Source organism: Pantoea sp. B623, assembly GCF_024814475.1.
In the GTDB taxonomy this organism is placed as follows: Bacteria; Pseudomonadota; Gammaproteobacteria; order Enterobacterales; family Enterobacteriaceae; genus Pantoea; species Pantoea ananatis.
On the sequence record NZ_JANUXM010000004.1, the window covers coordinates 1,655,061 to 1,671,891 of the forward strand.

A 16,831-nucleotide genomic window follows, 5' to 3' on the forward strand; every position below is an offset into this window, starting at 1 on the left:
AGGAATGACTATGACTCAAACGGTTAGGGTTAAAAACATCGTCTTTCAGGCAGGGCAAACGCGGCTTTGTGTGCCCTTGACAGGCCGCACTCGCGAGGAGCTTCAGGCCAGAGCACAGTTACTGACTTCCGCACAGGCAGACATTATCGAATGGCGCGTCGACCACTTCATCGAGGGTAAAGACGAGAAGCAAGTCTTGCTGGCGCTGGCCGACATTCGTCAGCAACTTGGGGAAACGCCGCTGCTCTTTACCTTCCGCAGTAAAAAAGAAGGTGGCGAAATGGACATCAGTGATGACGAATACTTCGCGCTCAACCGCGCGGCCGCCTTAAGCGGGCTGGCTGATGTGATTGATATTGAGTTGTTTAACGATGAGTCACGCATCCGTTCGCTGGTAAGCGAGGCGCATAACGCAGGTGTTAAGGTCATTATGAGTAATCATGACTTTCACCAAACGCCCGCGAAGGAAGAGATCATTTACCGGTTACGTCGCATGCAGGATTTAGGTGCAGACCTGCCCAAGATTGCCGTAATGCCTCAAACACCTCAGGATGTGCTGACGCTGCTGTCTGCGACCCTGTTAATGAAAGAGCACTACGCAACGCGGCCGCTTATCACGATGTCGATGGGAAAAATGGGCGGAGTCAGTCGGGTCACCGGACGCCTGTTCGGTTCCGCAATGACGTTTGGCACCCTGGGCCAGTCCTCGGCACCAGGGCAAATCGCCGTTACACAACTGCGGGAGATGATGGAGACGCTTTCCTAGCGGCGGACATGCCCAAAGCCGCGCTTTGGGCATGTTTCCTGGCGACATCACTGTGAGTAATAATAAAGTTTTTTAGCCTCAGCGCCGCCGGTGAAAGCATTTTTGTTTTAATTGTCGCCAGACAAATATAACGCGGTGGAAGCGAATTTTTGATCGTCAGGTTATGGAGATTGTAGTGCGTGAGCGCCGCAATTCTTGGCATGATGGCAATACCATAGCCGATACTGACCAACCCGGCCATTGCTAAATCCTCTTCCACATAACAGGCAATATCCGGTGACAGCGTTTGCTGGTGAAAGATGTCGTCAATAAACGGACGTAGCCCACTACTTTCTGAAAAATAGACATAGGGATAATGGATGGTTTCCGCTAAATCAACGTCGCTTTCGTGAAGACGCGCTAACGGATGATCTTTCGCTGTCACTACCACTAATTCTTGTTCAATAACCGGGATAAATTCAATATCAGGATCGTCGCCAATCCGCGAACAGATGACCATATCAACCTTATCCGCTTTGAGTGACTGCAACAACGCAACTGACGTCCCCTGTTTAAAAGAGAATGTCACATCATTATGACGAAAGTGTTGCGAGTAATTGTTGATAATTTGCGGAATAACATATTCTCCCATTGTATAGATAAACCCAATTCGGATATTTTCCCGGCACAGAAGGTGATTGTTTTTTAGCCTATCCCTGCCATTTTCCAGTGCCGACAGTGCTGTCTCAACATAGGGTAAAAAACATTTCCCACTTTCACTAATCCTTACATTTCTGCCCTGACGGAAAAAGAGTGAAACGCCTAACTCCTTTTCTAACTCAGCGATAGCATGGCTAAGAGAGGGCTGGGTGATAAAAAGACTGGATGCCGCTTCCGTGTAATGCTCCGTTTCTGACAGGCGTTTAAAATAATAAAGTTGCTTGAGGTTCATGGCATTTGCCTTTGAATGAAAAGTAAATCTGCTATCGCTACTTTATCACCGTTAAAAGGACTAATTATGTACTCAGGTCAAAATTAATGACGCTTAAAAAATGCTATAAAGAAACAAAAAAATTAGCAATATCAGACTATTTTTCAATGTAAAAAAAACATCAAAAAATAGTTTAAACTTCAGGGATACATCATGGAAAAGTTATACAATGAGGAACACGCTGGCAGGCGCACGCCGAAAAATAAACCCACGAAAGTCAGAATAATCATTCTGTTATTAATATCCGCTGGCACAATGATTAACTATCTTGATCGGACAATTTTAGGCATCGTTGCGCCAAAAATCACCCGCGAACTTGAAATCGATCCCGCTATGATGGGCGTGGCTTTTTCTGCCTTCGCCTGGACGTATACGCTGGCACAAATCCCCGGAGGGATGTTTTTAGATCGCTTTGGTAACAAACTGACCTACGCCCTTTCCGTGCTGTTTTGGTCGATTTTCACTCTACTGCAAACATTTACTCTTGGGCTCAAGTCTTTGATCTTCCTGAGACTGGGGCTGGGATTGAGCGAAGCACCCTGTTTTCCGGTTAACAGTCGCGTAGTGGCAAAATGGTTCCCGCGTCATGAACGTGCCCGCGCCACCGCAACCTATACCGTCGGGGAATATATTGGTCTGGCGGCTTTCTCGCCCTTACTCTATCTCATTCTGGAGTATCACGGCTGGCGCAGCCTTTTTTTTATTACCGGCGGAGCCGGTATTCTGTTCACGTTTATTTGGTGGCGACTTTACCATGAGCCTGAAGCATCCCAAAAAGCCAATCAGGAAGAAATTGATTACATTATCAATAATGAACCCATTGAAACATTAAAAAACACGCCCTTTAATTGGCCCGATGCCAAACGTTTACTCTGCTGCCGGCAAATTATTGGCGCCAGTCTCGGACAATTCGCTGGAAATACGACCCTGGTGTTTTTTCTGACATGGTTTCCCACCTATTTAGCGAAAGAACGGCAACTGGAATGGCTTCAGGTGGGCTTTTTCTCTGTATGGCCATTTATGGCTGCCGCTGTAGGCGTTTTCTTTGGCGGGTGGCTCTCAGATAAACTGTTGAATGCAACAGGATCTATTAATCTGAGCCGAAAACTTCCGGTTATTAGCGGCCTGGTGCTTTCCGGCACGATTATTGCGGCTAACTGGATGAGTTCAGACAGCGCCGTTATCATCGTTATGTCCATTGCCTTTTTTGGACAAGGCATGGTCGGTCTGGGCTGGACAATAATCGCAGATATTGCCCCGGCTTCTATGGCAGGACTCACTGGTGGTATATTTAACTTTTGCGCCAATATGGCTTCGATTTTAGCGCCCCTGATTATTGGCATTATCATTTCAATGACAAGCAGCTTTTTTTATGCGCTCGTGTATATCGGTATCACTGCGGTGATTGGCTTAGTCGCCTATATCTTTATCATTGGCGATATTAAGCGGATTGTGCTCTAAAGCACCGTTCCCCCGGCACTGTTATGCCGGGGGTATGTGCTTATTAAACGTCTTTAACGTTGCGTATCATTCCCAGCGTCAGTAAAGCAATCGCGGCAATCACCCAGTACACGCTGCCGTGACCAAAATGTTCAACCAGTATGCCCTGAAATAACCCCGCCAAAATAATGCCGGTCGAAATGCTGTTGGTAAACAGGGTTGTGGCTGCGCCTGCCCGCCCCGGCATCAGATCCTGAAACCACAACATTCCAATGCCCGCGACAACGCCGATAAACAGGGCGTTGAACACCTGCAGGACCAGCAGCGCCAGGTGGCTGTGAAACAGAATCAGGCCGCTGTAAAACACAACGGCGGAGGCCACCGCGCCCACCATCATCTTTCGCTTACCCCAACGTTTGGCATAGAAACCGGCCAGGATCATGACCGGGATTTCTAACCCGGCGGCCGTGCCCATTAAGAGACCGGCAAGCTTTTCGGGCAGGCCCAGATCGTTGCTGATCCACAGCGGCATATCGATAATGTACATGGTGTTACAGGTCCACATCAGCGTTGATGCGGCAAACAAAATGCGCACGTCACGAATCCGCCAGCCGCTCAGGGGGATCCCGCCCGACTGCATCAGGGAAGCCGCACGCGGCACCGAGGGCACGGTAAACCAGATCAGCAGGAAACAGAGAAAAAACAAGCCGGCCGCCACGCTGAACAGCGTAACGAAACCAAAATTCAGCGCCAGCGCAAACGACAGCGGTGGCCCAATCACCCACGCCAGCGACACCTGAGCGCGCATAATGGAACTGAACATCACCACTTCGCGCGAGGAACTGTCGGCATATTCTCGCGCCAGCGCAAAGAGCTGCGGCATGGCGACGTTCGCCAGCGACGATAACAGCACGCCCAGCGTTATCAGCGTCAGGTAATGGCGGGTAAACGCGAACAGTATGGCGTTTGCCAGGGCAAGGATACAGCACACTAAGATGATATTCCGCCGATCGCCAACGCTGTCGGAGCGCTTTGCGATCATCATGCTGACCACAATGCCGGCGATGGCATTGATGGTAAAAAACAGCCCGACCCACAGCGGTGGCACCTGTACTTCTCGCGATAAAAACAGGCTCAGCGTCGGCGCCTGCAGCGCACCGGCCACGCCGAGGATAAAGGCTGTCACCATAAAAGCCAAAAAGACCGGATTGAAACGGCGCGAGAACGATAACAAAGATTTCATGCCTTATCCCTGACAGAACAACGGGAGAAACGGGAACAATGGAACCCCGACCCAAACCTGCAACGTAAAAAAAACCAGCAGAATAACCCTGCTGGCGAAATCGTAACACACTACTCAGAAGGGACAGACATCGCTGCCAGTCCATGTCAGAGCGCCATTCATTACTGAATGCCTCCCGCTCTTCCAATACAGGAAAGATTGCCTCTAAAATGGGGTAAGAAAAACAGAGCACCTTTATCAGGGAGTTCCTCTTTTATGTCGTCATCACGTCTGAAGCAGCAGTTCATTCGTCTGTGGCAAAATTGCCAGGGACAACCACAGGAAACAACCCTGGGCGAACTGGCTGATTTGCTGCACTGTTCGCGTCGCCATATGCGAAACCTGCTCAACAGAATGCAAGCGGCTGGCTGGCTCACCTGGCAGGCCGAAGCCGGACGGGGCAAACGTTCCCTGATGACCTTCTGCTACACCGGGCTGGCGCTCCAGCAGCAGCGTGCCGAAGATCTTCTGGAGCAGGATCGTATCGATCAGTTAGTCCAGCTGGTGGGGGATAAAGATCAGGTCAGACAGATGATCAGCGCCCACCTGGGGCGGAGCTTCCGCCAGGGCAAACATATTTTGCGCGTCCTCTATTATCGCCCTCTGCTGAATCTGTTACCCGGTTCGCCCCTGCGCCGTTCGGAAACCCATATTGCCCGCCAGATCTTTAGCGGCCTGACGCGCATAAATGAGGAAAAGGGGGAAATCGAGGCCGATATCGCCCATCACTGGCAGCAAACATCCGATCTCCACTGGCGCTTTTATTTACGTCCTGCCATTCGTTTTCATCATGGCCGGGAGCTGGACATGGCCGATGTGATCGCAAGCCTGGAACGCCTGCGTCAGTATCCCCTGTTTTCTCATATCCAACGGCTCGACTCACCGGCCCCCTGGACCCTGGATATCTATCTGGATCAGCCCGACAGCTGGCTGCCCTGGCTGCTGGGCAGCGTCAGCGCCATGATTCTGCCACGGGAATGGCCTGAAATTCGCGATTTTGCCCGTCAACCTGTGGGAACAGGTCCTTATCGGGTCGTCCGTAATCAGCACAGCCAGTTGAAGATAGAAGCGTTTGACGACTACTTTGGCTATCGCGCGCTGATCGATGATGTGTCGGTGTGGGTACTGCCAGAGATCAGTGACGAGCTGGTTTATGCAGGGGTTCGCCTGCAGGGCGAAAAAGCCGATGAGAAACAGGAAGAGAGCCGGCTTGAAGAAGGTTGCTACTATTTACTGTTCGATCAGCGTTCAGAAAAAATGGCCGATCGAGACATTCGACGCTGGCTCAGCGACCTGCTTAACCCGATAGCACTCCTCAATAATGCGGGCAGGGGTTATCAGCGCTACTGGTTCCCGGCTTACGGCCTGCTACCCCGCTGGCACCATCGCCGCGATCTGACCCCAGTGGACAAACCGGCGGGCCTCACGAGCCTGACGTTAACCTGGTATAACCAGCATATTGAGCATGTCAGTATTACGGATGCCTTACGTCCGTTGCTGGCAGAACAGGGCGTTACGTTGAACACCCGGGAAGTCAGTTACGAAAGCTGGCATCAGGGCGAAGGCGAGAGTGATATCTGGCTGGGCAGCGTCAATTTTACCCTGCCCCTCGAATATTCCCTGTTTGCCCTGTTATACGAAACGCCGTTGATGCAGCACTGTCTGCCTGTTAACTGGCAGCAGGATGCCACGCGCTGGCGTGAAAAAACGCTCTCCCTCGCTGAATGGGGTAAATATCTGGTGGAAAATAGCTGGCTTCATCCGCTGTTTCATCACTGGCTGCTGCTGGAGGGCCAGCGCAGTATGCGCGGCGTGCGGATGAATACATTGGGCTGGTTTGATTTTAAATCCGCCTGGTTTGCCCCGCCTACGCTGTGAGCCTTTCCCCTTGCGCATTTAATGACTAGAATGTGGCGTTCTCAACGGGGTGCCCCTTTCCACAGTGTCAGGGCGCTGAGAAATACCCGTCGAACCTGAATCGGTTAATACCGACGTAGGGATTTGAGAGGTTGTTTTGCTCAGATCCTTTGCGACTCAACCCTGCCGCCCTAGGAGCGCAAAGTGTTAAAAAACGTCCTGCCCGTGCTGCTGTTACTTTCTGCCCCGGTCTTTGCGGCCAAACCTGTCCTGACGGTTTACACCTACGACGCCTTTTCCGCTGACTGGGGGCCGGGTCCGGCCGTCAAAAAAGCCTTTGAAGCCCAGTGCGGTTGCGAGCTGAAATTTGTCGCGCTGGAAGACGGTGTTTCGCTGCTGAACCGTGTACGTATGGAAGGCAAGAACACAAAGGCCGATGTGGTACTAGGCCTGGATAACAACCTTCTGCAGGCCGCGCAGCAAACCGGCCTGTTTGCCAAAAGCGACGTGGATACCCGTGAGCTGCAGGTGCCCGGCGGCTGGAAGGACACCACCTTTGTGCCGTTCGATTACGGTTATTTCGCATTCGTGTACAACAAAAACACGCTAAAAAATCCCCCTACAAGCCTGAAAGAACTGGTCGAAAGCCCAGAGAAATGGCGCGTGATTTATGAAGATCCTCGCACCAGCACGCCAGGCCTTGGCCTGCTGCTGTGGATGCAAAAGGTTTACGGGGACAACGCGCCTGAGGCCTGGCAAAAGCTGGCGAAGAAAACCGTCACGGTCACCAAAGGCTGGAGTGAAGCCTACGGCCTGTTTCTTAAAGGCGAGAGCGATCTGGTGCTGAGCTATACCACGTCACCGGCTTATCACATCATTGAAGAGAAAAAAGATAACTATGCTGCGGCATCCTTCGCCGAAGGCAACTATCTGCAGGTTGAGGTGGCCGCCCGACTGGCGAACAGCAAGCAGCCCAAACTGGCAGAACAGTTTATGCAATTCATGGTTACGCCAGCCTTTCAGAACACCATCCCTACCGGGAACTGGATGTATCCGGTGATCAAAACTGACCTGCCCGCCGGGTTTGCCTCGCTCAGCGTGCCGAAGACAACATTGCAGTTTTCACCGGAAGAGGTTGCCAGCCACCGTTCGCAATGGGTTAGCCAATGGCAACGCGCCGTCAGCCGTTAATCCCTTTCTGGCTGATTCCGGGTTCGCTCGCCACGCTGCTGCTCTGCAGCGTGGCGCTGCTGGCCTTCACAGCACTGTGGATGGCGGCGCCAGCGACCAACTGGCGGTCTGTCCTGCAGGATACGTACCTGCATCATGTTATTGGCTTTTCGTTTAAGCAGGCGCTGCTTTCCGCCCTGCTCTCCTTGCTGCCGGCCATTCCACTGTCCCGAGCCCTTTATCGGCGGCGCTTTCCCGGACGTCAGGTGTTGCTGCGCCTGTGCGCCATGACGCTGGTTCTGCCCGTGCTGGTGGCCGTATTCGGCCTGCTCACCGTCTATGGTCGGGTGGGCTGGCTGGCACAGCTTTGCGCCTGGCTTGGCGTGGACTATCACTTCTCGCCTTACGGGCTTCAGGGAATTTTACTGGCCCATGTGTTTTTCAACCTGCCGCTGGCCACGCGCCTGATGCTGCAGGCGCTGGAAAGCATTCCTGCCGAACAGCGTCAGCTTGCTGCCCAACTGAACATACGTGGCTGGCATCATTTCCGGCTGCTTGAATGGCCCTGGCTGCGCCGCCAGCTCCTGCCCACCGGGGCATTAATCTTTATGCTCTGTTTTGCCAGTTTTGCCACCGTGCTATCGCTGGGTGGCGGGCCGCAGGCGACCACCATCGAACTGGCCATCTTCCAGGCGTTAAGCTATGACTACGATCCGGGCCGCGCGGCGCTCCTGGCGCTGATTCAGCTCAGCTGCTGCCTGGTGCTGGTGCTCCTCAGCCAGCGCTTCAGCAACGCCATTCCGGCGGGTAGTCCGCAACTGAACGGCTGGCGCGATCCTCAGGATTCCACGCTGGCCCGCGTCAGCGACGCCGCCATCATCTTTTTCGCCCTGCTGCTGCTACTCCCACCGCTGCTGGCGGTGATCGTAAATGGTCTGGATGGCGGGCTTCGGGGCGCGTTACAGCAACCGGCGTTATGGCAGGCAACGTTGACCTCGTTACGTATCGCGCTCGGCGCCGGCGTGCTGTGTCTGGTCCTGACCACCATGCTGTTGTGGAGCAGCCGGGAGCTGCGCCTGCGGCGGCATACACTCGCCGCACAGATCATGGACACCAGCGGCATGCTGATTTTGGCAATGCCCGGTATCGTGCTGGCAACCGGCTTTTTCCTGCTACTGAACGCCACGACCGGCTTGCCGGACTCCGCGGATGGCGTGGTGATCTTTGCCAATGCGTTAATCGCGATTCCCTACGCGTTGAAAGTGCTGGAAAACCCGATGCGGGATATCGCTGAACGTTACGCCCACCTGTGCGGGGCACTGGGCATTAGCGGCTGGAACCGCCTGTGGCTGATTGAACTCCGGGCGTTGAAACGTCCGCTGGCGCAGGCGCTGGCGTTTGCCTGCGTGCTGTCGATTGGTGATTTTGGCGTCGTGGCGCTGTTTGGTAATGGCGATTTCCGCACGCTGCCGTTCTACCTTTATCAGCAGATAGGCGCCTATCGCGGTGCCGATGGTGCCGTTACTGCACTGTTATTGCTGCTACTCTGCCTGTCTCTGTTCACCTTGATGGAAAAATTACCGGGCCGCCATGCTGACACTGAATAATCTGACTTACCTGTATCAGCATTTGCCGATGCGTTTTTCCCTTCACGCCGGGCGCGGCGAACGACTGGCGATTCTCGGCCCAAGCGGGGCAGGTAAAAGTACGTTATTAAACCTGATTGCCGGTTTTCTGCCCGTCAGCCAGGGCAGCCTGACGATTAACGGTGTTGACCATACGAATAGCGTGCCCGCCCAGCGCCCGGTATCAATGCTGTTTCAGGAAAATAACCTGTTTCCGCACCTGAGCGTAGAACAGAACCTGGGGCTGGGCTTACATCCCGGTCTGAAGCTGACCTCAGATCAGCGCCAGCAGGTGACGACCATTGCGCAGCAGGTCGGACTCAGTGAGATGCTGTCACGCCTGCCGGGCCAGCTCTCGGGAGGACAACGCCAGCGCGTTGCCCTGGCACGCTGTTTACTGCGCGATCGCCCGGTGCTGCTGCTGGATGAACCTTTTTCGGCGCTCGATCCGGCCCTGCGCGGCGAGATGCTTAATCTGGTGCGCACCGTCTGCGAAACCCGTGCGATTACGTTGCTGATGGTGTCGCACAGTCTTGAAGACGCACAGCAGATAGCGCCACGTAGCGTGGTGGTGGTGGATGGACGCGTTTACTGGCAGGGATCGACGGACGCACTGTTGTCAGGGAACATACGGGAAGCCGATGTGCTCGGCATCCCGCGCCGTTAACCGATAAAGACCTGCCACAACAGGTGGCGGAAAATCGGCATCATCGGATGAAACTGGATGCCGACGAACGCCGCAACGGCCACCACAAAACTTAGCGGCGCCAGCCAGCACAGACGTTCGGGTGGCAAATACGCCGTCGCCCAGTCGCGCGTTTTTCCACTGCGCCACCAGCGCCAGCACAGCCAGCATCCCAGCCATACCAGGATAGCAACGCCTAATAACAGCCAGATGAAATGGCCGCCCTGGGCTTCTTTCGGAACATCAATCGCGACGCCTGCCAGAATACCCGGCAATAAATAGAGCGGTGGCCATAAAATACAGCCGATCAGATTGGGGGGCAGAAATTTGCGTACCGGCAATTCCAGCATGCCCGCCACCAGCGGGATCAGCGGTCGGGTTGGCCCGACAAAGCGCCCGACCAGAATGGTAAACATGCTGTGCTGATACAGCGCGTGTTCGGTCTTATCCAGCAGCCCTTTGTACTTTTGCAGGTATTTCCAGCGATGGAGCGGCCCCTGAAACTTCCAGCCAATGCCATAGGAAACCCAGTCGCCCAGCAGGCAGCCAATGAAGCCCGCGGCCCAGGCGGGATATAAGCCGATCTGTCCACTGCCCACCAGCGCACCCAGGCTCGCCATCATGACGGTGCCAGGGAGTAACAGCCCCACGAACGCCAATGACTCCAGAAACGTCACCAGCGCGACGGCAAACAGCGCCCACTCCAGCGACTGTGTAATCAGGTGTTCAACCCAGGCTTCCATATCAATCCTCAGAAAAAGCAGAAGGCTGGATTGTCCAGAGCAGACATCACAGCGTCAAGGCAAGAATTGTAGGCCAATATTGACAAAACGCACCGGCAGACACTGTATAAATATCCATGTTATACTGGTCAATGAGATATCCGACTCGCTATCTGCCTGGAGAATACGTGAATAAGCCCCGCGCAGGGTTTCTGCTCAGCCGTCACTGGCGCGACACGCCGCAAGGCACCGAAATTACGCTGTGGCTGGCCACCGACGAGGGTGCTCAGCGCGTTGTGCTGCCTTTGCAGGAATCCGTGACGTTTATTCCCTGTGAATATCAGGCGCAGGTCGACACGCTGTTGCAGGGCGAGCGCCAGCTGCGGATGCAGCCTCTGCAATTAAAAGATTTTCGCCGCCGTCCAGTATTTGGCCTGTACTGCCGGCAGCATCGCCAGTTGCAGTGGGTTGAAAAGAAACTGCGCGAAAGCGGTATCCCCCTGTATGAATCCGACATTCGTCCACCCGAACGCTACCTGATGGAACGGTTTATTACCGCGCCCGTGTGGTTTGATGGTGACATTCAGGGCGACACATGGGTTAACGCCCGTCTGAAACCCCATCCCGATTACCGACCCCCGCTGAAGTGGGTCTCGCTGGATATTGAAACGACCCAGCATGGCGAGCTTTACTGTATTGGTCTGGAAGGCTGCGGGCAGCGCCAGGTTTTCATGCTGGGACCGCCTAACGGCGACGCCAGCGAACTGGATTTCGAACTTATCTATCTTGAGAGCCGCCCGCAGTTGCTGGAGGCGCTGAATCGCTGGTTTGCCGATAACGATCCGGATGTGATTATCGGCTGGAACGTGGTGCAGTTTGACCTGCGCGTGCTGCAGAAACACGCCGATCGCTACGGCATTCCGTTACGCCTTGGCCGCCAGCAGGCCACGCTGGAGTGGCGCGAGCATGGGTTTAAACCCGGCGTGTTTTTTGCCCAGGCGACAGGTCGCCTGATTATTGACGGCATCGATGCCCTGAAATCCGCCTTCTGGGATTTTCCCTCTTTTAGTCTGGAATCTGTTTCGCAACAGCTGCTCGGTGAAGGCAAAGCCATTGATAACCCATGGCAGCGCATGGAAGAGATCAACTGGCGTTTTGCCAACGATAAACCGGCGCTGGCGCGCTACAACCTGAAGGACTGCGAGCTGGTCACGCGCATCTTTCATAAAACCGAGATCATGCCGTTTTTACTGGAGCGCGCTGCCGTTAACGGGCTGGCAGTCGATCGCCACGGCGGCTCCGTCGCGGCATTCGGTCATCTGTACATCCCCCGCATGCACCGGGCCGGTTTTGTCGCCCCGAATCTGGGCGATGTGGCGCCGGAAGCCAGCCCCGGCGGCTACGTGATGGATTCCCGGCCCGGCCTGTATGATTCCGTGTTAGTGCTGGATTATAAAAGCCTGTATCCCTCGATTATCCGCACCTTTCTGATCGATCCCGTCGGGCTCATCGAAGGTCTGGCGCACCCAACGGATGCGGACTCGGTGCCCGGTTTTCGCGAGGCGCGCTTCTCACGTGAGACGCATTGCCTGCCCGCCATCGTAGAGCAGATTTGGCAGGGGCGCGAAACCGCAAAAACACAGGGCAATAAACCCCTGTCGCAGGCCCTGAAAATCATCATGAATGCGTTTTACGGCGTGCTCGGCACCAGCGCCTGCCGCTTTTTTGACCCTCGCCTGGCCTCGTCTATCACACTGCGCGGTCATGCCATCATGCAGCAAACCCGTGAACTCATTGAAGCCGAAGGCTACGATGTGATTTATGGCGACACCGATTCGACCTTTGTCTGGCTGAAATCCGCCCGGGATGAAGACGAGGCAGAGGCAATTGGCCGGGCACTGGCCGGGAAGGTCAACGGTTGGTGGCGTGAACACCTGCAGCAGCAATACGGCCTGACCAGCGCCCTGGAGCTGGAGTATGAAAATCACTTTTGCCGATTCCTGATGCCGACGATTCGCGGTGCTGAACAGGGCAGTAAAAAACGCTATGCGGGCTTAATTCGGGAAGGCGAAAGTGAGCGTATGGTGTTCAAAGGACTGGAATCGGTACGTACCGACTGGACGCCGCTGGCGCAGCAGTTTCAGCAGGAGCTTTACAGCCGCATATTTCATCGCCAGCCGTGGGAAGACTATGTTCGTAACACGGTGGCCCAGCTGTTGGCAGGTGAGCTGGACGACAGGCTGATTTATAAAAAGCGCCTGCGCCGCCCACTGAACGAGTATGAACGCAATGTGCCGCCGCACGTTCGCGCCGCCCGTCTGGCTGATGAGCAGAATCGTAAGCTGGGCCGGCCGTTGCAATATCAGACCGGGGGCCGCATTCGTTATGTGATTGCCACCGGCGGCCCCGAGCCGGTAGAGGCCCGAACCACGCCGCTGGACTACGATCACTACGTGACTAAACAGCTGCAGCCCGTAGCCGAAGGCATTCTGCCTTTTGTCGATGGCGACTTTGCTACACTCATTACCGGGCAGTTAGGCCTTTTTTGACAGGTGACGAATGCCCTGCCATCCAGTACCATAACGCCCTTCCTCAAAACTCACTGCTCTGACATGACGCACCAGGCCCTTTTGCCTGGATGAAATGCTATTGCCTGAGAATGGGGAACACCTTCAAAAACGTTAAAAATTCGAGCAAAAATTATATGGTTTTTACATTAGGTCAGCGTTGGATTAGTGATACAGAAAGTGAACTGGGATTAGGCACCGTGGTGGCGATTGATACGCGCATGATCACCCTGCTGTTCCCGGCCACAGGGGAAAATCGCCTCTACGCTCGCAGCGACTCGCCGGTCACCCGCGTGATTTTTAATCCGGGTGATACCGTTACCAGCCACGAAGGCTGGCAGATGCAGGTCGATGAAGTACGCAATGACAATGACCTGATAACCTATATCGGCACGCGCCTTGATACCGAAGAAACCCACGTCATGCTGCGTGAAGTGATGCTCGACAGCAAACTGGTGTTCAGCAAACCTCAGGACAGGCTGTTTGCAGGCCAGCTCGACCGTATGGATCGCTTCGCCCTGCGTTTTCGCGCACGTAAATATCAAAGTGAGCAGTATCGCCTGCCCGTCAGCGGCCTGCGCGGCATGCGTACCAATCTGATCCCCCACCAGCTGCATATCGCCCACGACGTAGGCCGCCGCCATGCGCCGCGCGTCCTGCTGGCGGATGAGGTCGGCCTGGGGAAAACCATCGAAGCCGGCATGATCATCCAGCAGCAGCTGTTGGCAGGCCGTGCTGAACGCGTACTTATCGTCGTGCCAGAAACCCTGCAACATCAGTGGCTGGTAGAAATGCTGCGCCGCTTCAACCTGCGCTTCGCCCTGTTTGACGACGATCGTTACGCTGAAGCGCAGCACGACAGCGACAATGCCTTTGACACCGAACAGTTGATTATCTGCTCGCTGGACTTTGTGCGTCGCAACAAACAGCGTCTGGATAAGCTGGCGGACGCAGACTGGGATTTAATGGTGGTGGATGAAGCGCACCATTTGGCCTGGTCCGAAGGCGAACCAAGCCGCGAGTATCAGGTGATCGAAAAACTGGCTGAAAAAACGCCGGGCGTCCTGTTACTGACCGCGACGCCAGAACAGCTGGGCATGGAGAGTCATTTTGCGCGCCTGCGCTTGCTTGACCCCGACCGTTTTCATGATTTTGCCGCCTTTGTTGAAGAGCAGCAGCACTTCCGCCCGATTGCCGATGCGGTGACATCGCTGCTGGCCGATCATGCCATCTCACAAAACGAGATGAATATGATCAATGAGCTGGTCGGCGAGCAGGATATTGAACCGCTGCTGCAGGTGGCAAACAGCGATCGTGAAGGCAAACAGGACGCGCGCAGCGAACTCATTTCCATGCTGATGGATCGCCACGGTACCAGCCGCGTGCTGTTCCGTAATACCCGCAACGGGGTGAAAGGCTTCCCGAAACGTGAGTTACACGCTATTCGTCTGCCCCTGCCGGCTCAGTATCAAACGGCCATTAAGGTGTCCGGTATTATGGGCACACGTAAAAGCGCAGAAGCGCGCGCGCGCGATCTGCTCTATCCGGAACAGATTTATCAGGAGTTCGAAGGCGATACCGGCACCTGGTGGAACTTCGATCCGCGCGTTGAATGGCTCATGGGTTACCTGACCAGCAACCGTAAAGAAAAAGTGCTGGTGATCTGTGCTCAGGCCGCTACAGCACTTCAACTGGAGCAGGTGCTGCGTGAACGTGAAGGGATTCGCGCCGCCGTGTTCCATGAAGGGCTGTCGATCATTGAACGCGATCGGGCTGCCGCCTGGTTCGCTTCTGAAGAGAACGGCGCACAAGTCCTGCTGTGCTCCGAAATTGGTTCCGAAGGCCGTAACTTCCAGTTCGCCAGCCGTCTGGTGATGTTCGATCTGCCGTTTAACCCGGATCTGCTGGAACAGCGTATTGGCCGACTGGATCGTATTGGCCAGGCGCACGATATTCAGATTCTGGTCCCCTGGCTGGAGAAAACGGCCCAGGCCGTGCTGCTGCGCTGGTATCACGAAGGGCTGGACGCGTTCGAGCACACCTGCCCGACCGGCAGAGCCATCTACGACAGCGTCAACGCAGAGCTGATTAACTACCTGGCCGCACCGGAAAACAGCGACGGGTTTGATGATTTCATTAGCGAATGCCGTAAGCAGCATGATGCGCTGAAATCCCAACTCGAACAGGGCCGCGACCGCCTGCTGGAGCTAAACTCTAACGGTGGTGAAGCCGCCCAGGCGCTGGCCAATACCATTGCCGAACAGGATAATGATACCGAACTGGTTAACTTTGCTCTTAACCTGTTTGATATCGTCGGCATTAATCAGGAAGACCGCAGTGATAACCTGATCGTGCTGACACCTTCAGATCATATGCTGGTTCCGGACTTTCCGGGCCTGCCGGAAGACGGCTGTACGATCACCTTCAATCGCGACCAGGCCCTGTCGCGTGAAGATACGCAGTTTATTACCTGGGAACATCCGTTAATCCGTAATGGCCTGGATCTGATTCTGTCAGGTGACACCGGCAGTTGTGCGCTGTCGCTGTTAAAGAACAAGGCATTGCCTGTGGGGACACTGCTGGTCGAGATGATCTACGTGGTGGAATCCCAGGCACCGAAACATCTGCAGCTAACCCGCTTCCTGCCCCCTACGCCGGTGCGCCTGCTGCTGGATCGTAACGGGACGAACCTGGCCGGTAAAGTGGAATTCGAAAGCTTCAACCGCCAGTTGAATGCCGTTAACCGCCACACCGGAAGTAAGCTGGTGAATGCCGTACAGCAGGACGTTCACGCGATCCTGACGCTGGCTGAAAAAGAAGTCGTCAGTGAAGCACGTGCCGTTATTGACGCGGCACGGCGCGAGGCGAGCGAAAAGCTGGGGGCCGAGTTATCACGTCTGGAAGCACTGAAAGCCGTTAACCCCAACATCCGTGACGATGAGGTCGAGGCGCTGGAAACGAATCGCCAGCAGGTACTGGAGAGTCTGGATGAAGCGAACTGGCGACTGGATGCACTGCGTCTGATTGTGGTTACGCATCAATAAGTTCAGGGCCGCAAGGCCCTCTTTTTTGGAATAGAGTATGGAACCCTACAATCCGCCGCTTGAGCCCTGGCTGCACATTCTGTATCAGGATGCCCATATCATGGTGGTGAATAAGCCCAGCGGCCTGCTTTCGGTACCCGGTCGGCTTGACGAGCACAAAGACAGCGTGATGACGCGGATCCAACGCGATTATCCTGAGGCGGAATCTGTGCATCGGCTGGACATGGCGACCAGCGGCGTGATTGTGGTCGCCCTGACAAAGGCCGCAGAGCGCGAGCTTAAACGCCAGTTTCGTGAACGCGAGCCTGCAAAGACCTATGTGGCCCGGGTTTGGGGCCATCCGGCGCAGGAGAAGGGCATGGTGGATTTACCGCTGATTTGCGACTGGCCTAATCGCCCGAAGCAGAAAGTGTGTTTCGACACCGGCAAGTCGGCGCAAACCGACTATCAGGTTGTGGAATACGGTGAAGATAACAGCGCGCGCGTCGCGCTCAAACCGATTACCGGGCGCTCGCATCAGCTGCGCGTACATATGCTGGCGCTGGGCCATCCGATTCTGGGTGACGGTTTTTACGCACATCCGGAAGCAAAAGCCATGGCAGATCGTCTTCTGCTGCACGCCGAATCGCTGACCATCACGCACCCGGCGTTTGGTAATGCCATGACCTTCAGGCAGCCTGCCGATTTTTAATCTGCCATGATG

12 protein-coding genes and 1 riboswitch are annotated in these 16,831 nt (G+C 54.9%); of the genes, 9 read left to right on the forward strand and 3 right to left on the reverse strand.

Annotated elements, in window-relative coordinates; all coding sequences use genetic code 11:
• The first annotated feature begins 10 nt into the window (after positions 1 to 10).
• Positions 11 to 766, forward strand: coding sequence for a type I 3-dehydroquinate dehydratase (gene aroD, locus NXS97_RS09620; protein WP_019106415.1), 756 nt, complete (start codon positions 11 to 13; stop codon positions 764 to 766).
• Here the strand turns inward: aroD and NXS97_RS09625 are convergent.
• Positions 729 to 1,697: a LysR family transcriptional regulator gene (locus NXS97_RS09625; protein WP_259232021.1), complete on the reverse strand. Its 969-nt coding sequence runs from the start codon at positions 1,695 to 1,697 to the stop codon at positions 729 to 731. The genes aroD and NXS97_RS09625 overlap by 38 nt on opposite strands.
• Positions 1,698 to 1,889: 192 nt before the next feature.
• Between NXS97_RS09625 and NXS97_RS09630 the strand changes: the two genes are divergently transcribed.
• A complete protein-coding gene (locus NXS97_RS09630) occupies positions 1,890 to 3,197 on the forward strand; it encodes an MFS transporter (RefSeq protein WP_014606600.1) in 1,308 nt (435 codons plus the stop codon).
• A 43-nt stretch (positions 3,198 to 3,240) separates the two neighbouring features.
• Here the strand turns inward: NXS97_RS09630 and NXS97_RS09635 are convergent, their stop codons facing one another.
• The gene (locus NXS97_RS09635; RefSeq protein ID WP_013024590.1) at positions 3,241 to 4,419 is read right to left on the reverse strand and encodes an MFS transporter; all 1,179 of its coding nucleotides are present in this window, start codon (positions 4,417 to 4,419) and stop codon (positions 3,241 to 3,243) included.
• A gap of 255 nt (positions 4,420 to 4,674) precedes the next feature.
• Here NXS97_RS09635 and sgrR point away from each other — a divergent pair, with 255 nt between their 5' ends.
• The 4 genes from sgrR to thiQ all read left to right on the forward strand — a co-directional run bounded on the left by sgrR (position 4,675) and on the right by thiQ (position 9,777).
• Positions 4,675 to 6,336 carry an HTH-type transcriptional regulator SgrR gene (sgrR, locus tag NXS97_RS09640; RefSeq protein WP_014606601.1) on the forward strand — a complete coding sequence of 554 codons (1,662 nt, stop codon included), beginning with the start codon at positions 4,675 to 4,677 and terminating at the stop codon, positions 6,334 to 6,336.
• Positions 6,337 to 6,371: 35 nt separating this feature from the next.
• Positions 6,372 to 6,476, forward strand: a riboswitch (TPP riboswitch).
• Positions 6,477 to 6,519: 43 nt separating this feature from the next.
• Positions 6,520 to 7,506: a thiamine ABC transporter substrate binding subunit gene (gene thiB / locus NXS97_RS09645; protein WP_013024588.1), complete on the forward strand. Its 987-nt coding sequence runs from the start codon at positions 6,520 to 6,522 to the stop codon at positions 7,504 to 7,506.
• A complete protein-coding gene (gene thiP / locus NXS97_RS09650; protein WP_014592897.1) occupies positions 7,482 to 9,092 on the forward strand; it encodes a thiamine/thiamine pyrophosphate ABC transporter permease ThiP in 1,611 nt (536 codons plus the stop codon). The genes thiB and thiP overlap by 25 nt, the downstream gene beginning before the upstream one ends.
• Entirely contained in the window at positions 9,076 to 9,777 is a 702-nt protein-coding gene (gene thiQ, locus NXS97_RS09655) for a thiamine ABC transporter ATP-binding protein ThiQ (protein ID WP_013024586.1), read from the forward strand. Before thiP ends, thiQ begins: the two co-directional genes overlap by 17 nt.
• On the opposite strand, the gene NXS97_RS09660 is transcribed toward thiQ, so the two are convergent.
• Entirely contained in the window at positions 9,774 to 10,538 is a 765-nt protein-coding gene (locus NXS97_RS09660; protein ID WP_116220016.1) for a DedA family protein, read from the reverse strand. The genes thiQ and NXS97_RS09660 overlap by 4 nt on opposite strands.
• Before the next feature lie 167 nt (positions 10,539 to 10,705).
• On the opposite strand from NXS97_RS09660, the gene polB reads away from it, so the two are divergent.
• The 3 genes from polB to rluA all read left to right on the forward strand — a co-directional run bounded on the left by polB (position 10,706) and on the right by rluA (position 16,819).
• Positions 10,706 to 13,066, forward strand: coding sequence for a DNA polymerase II (gene polB / locus NXS97_RS09665; protein ID WP_022622260.1), 2,361 nt, complete (start codon positions 10,706 to 10,708; stop codon positions 13,064 to 13,066).
• 155 nt (positions 13,067 to 13,221) lie between these two features.
• Positions 13,222 to 16,128, forward strand: coding sequence for an RNA polymerase-associated protein RapA (gene rapA / locus NXS97_RS09670; protein ID WP_041456175.1), 2,907 nt, complete (start codon positions 13,222 to 13,224; stop codon positions 16,126 to 16,128).
• Between the two features lie 37 nt (positions 16,129 to 16,165).
• Positions 16,166 to 16,819, forward strand: a complete 654-nt coding sequence (gene rluA, locus NXS97_RS09675; protein ID WP_013024582.1) for a bifunctional tRNA pseudouridine(32) synthase/23S rRNA pseudouridine(746) synthase RluA — start codon at positions 16,166 to 16,168, stop codon at positions 16,817 to 16,819.
• Positions 16,820 to 16,831 lie beyond the last annotated feature (12 nt).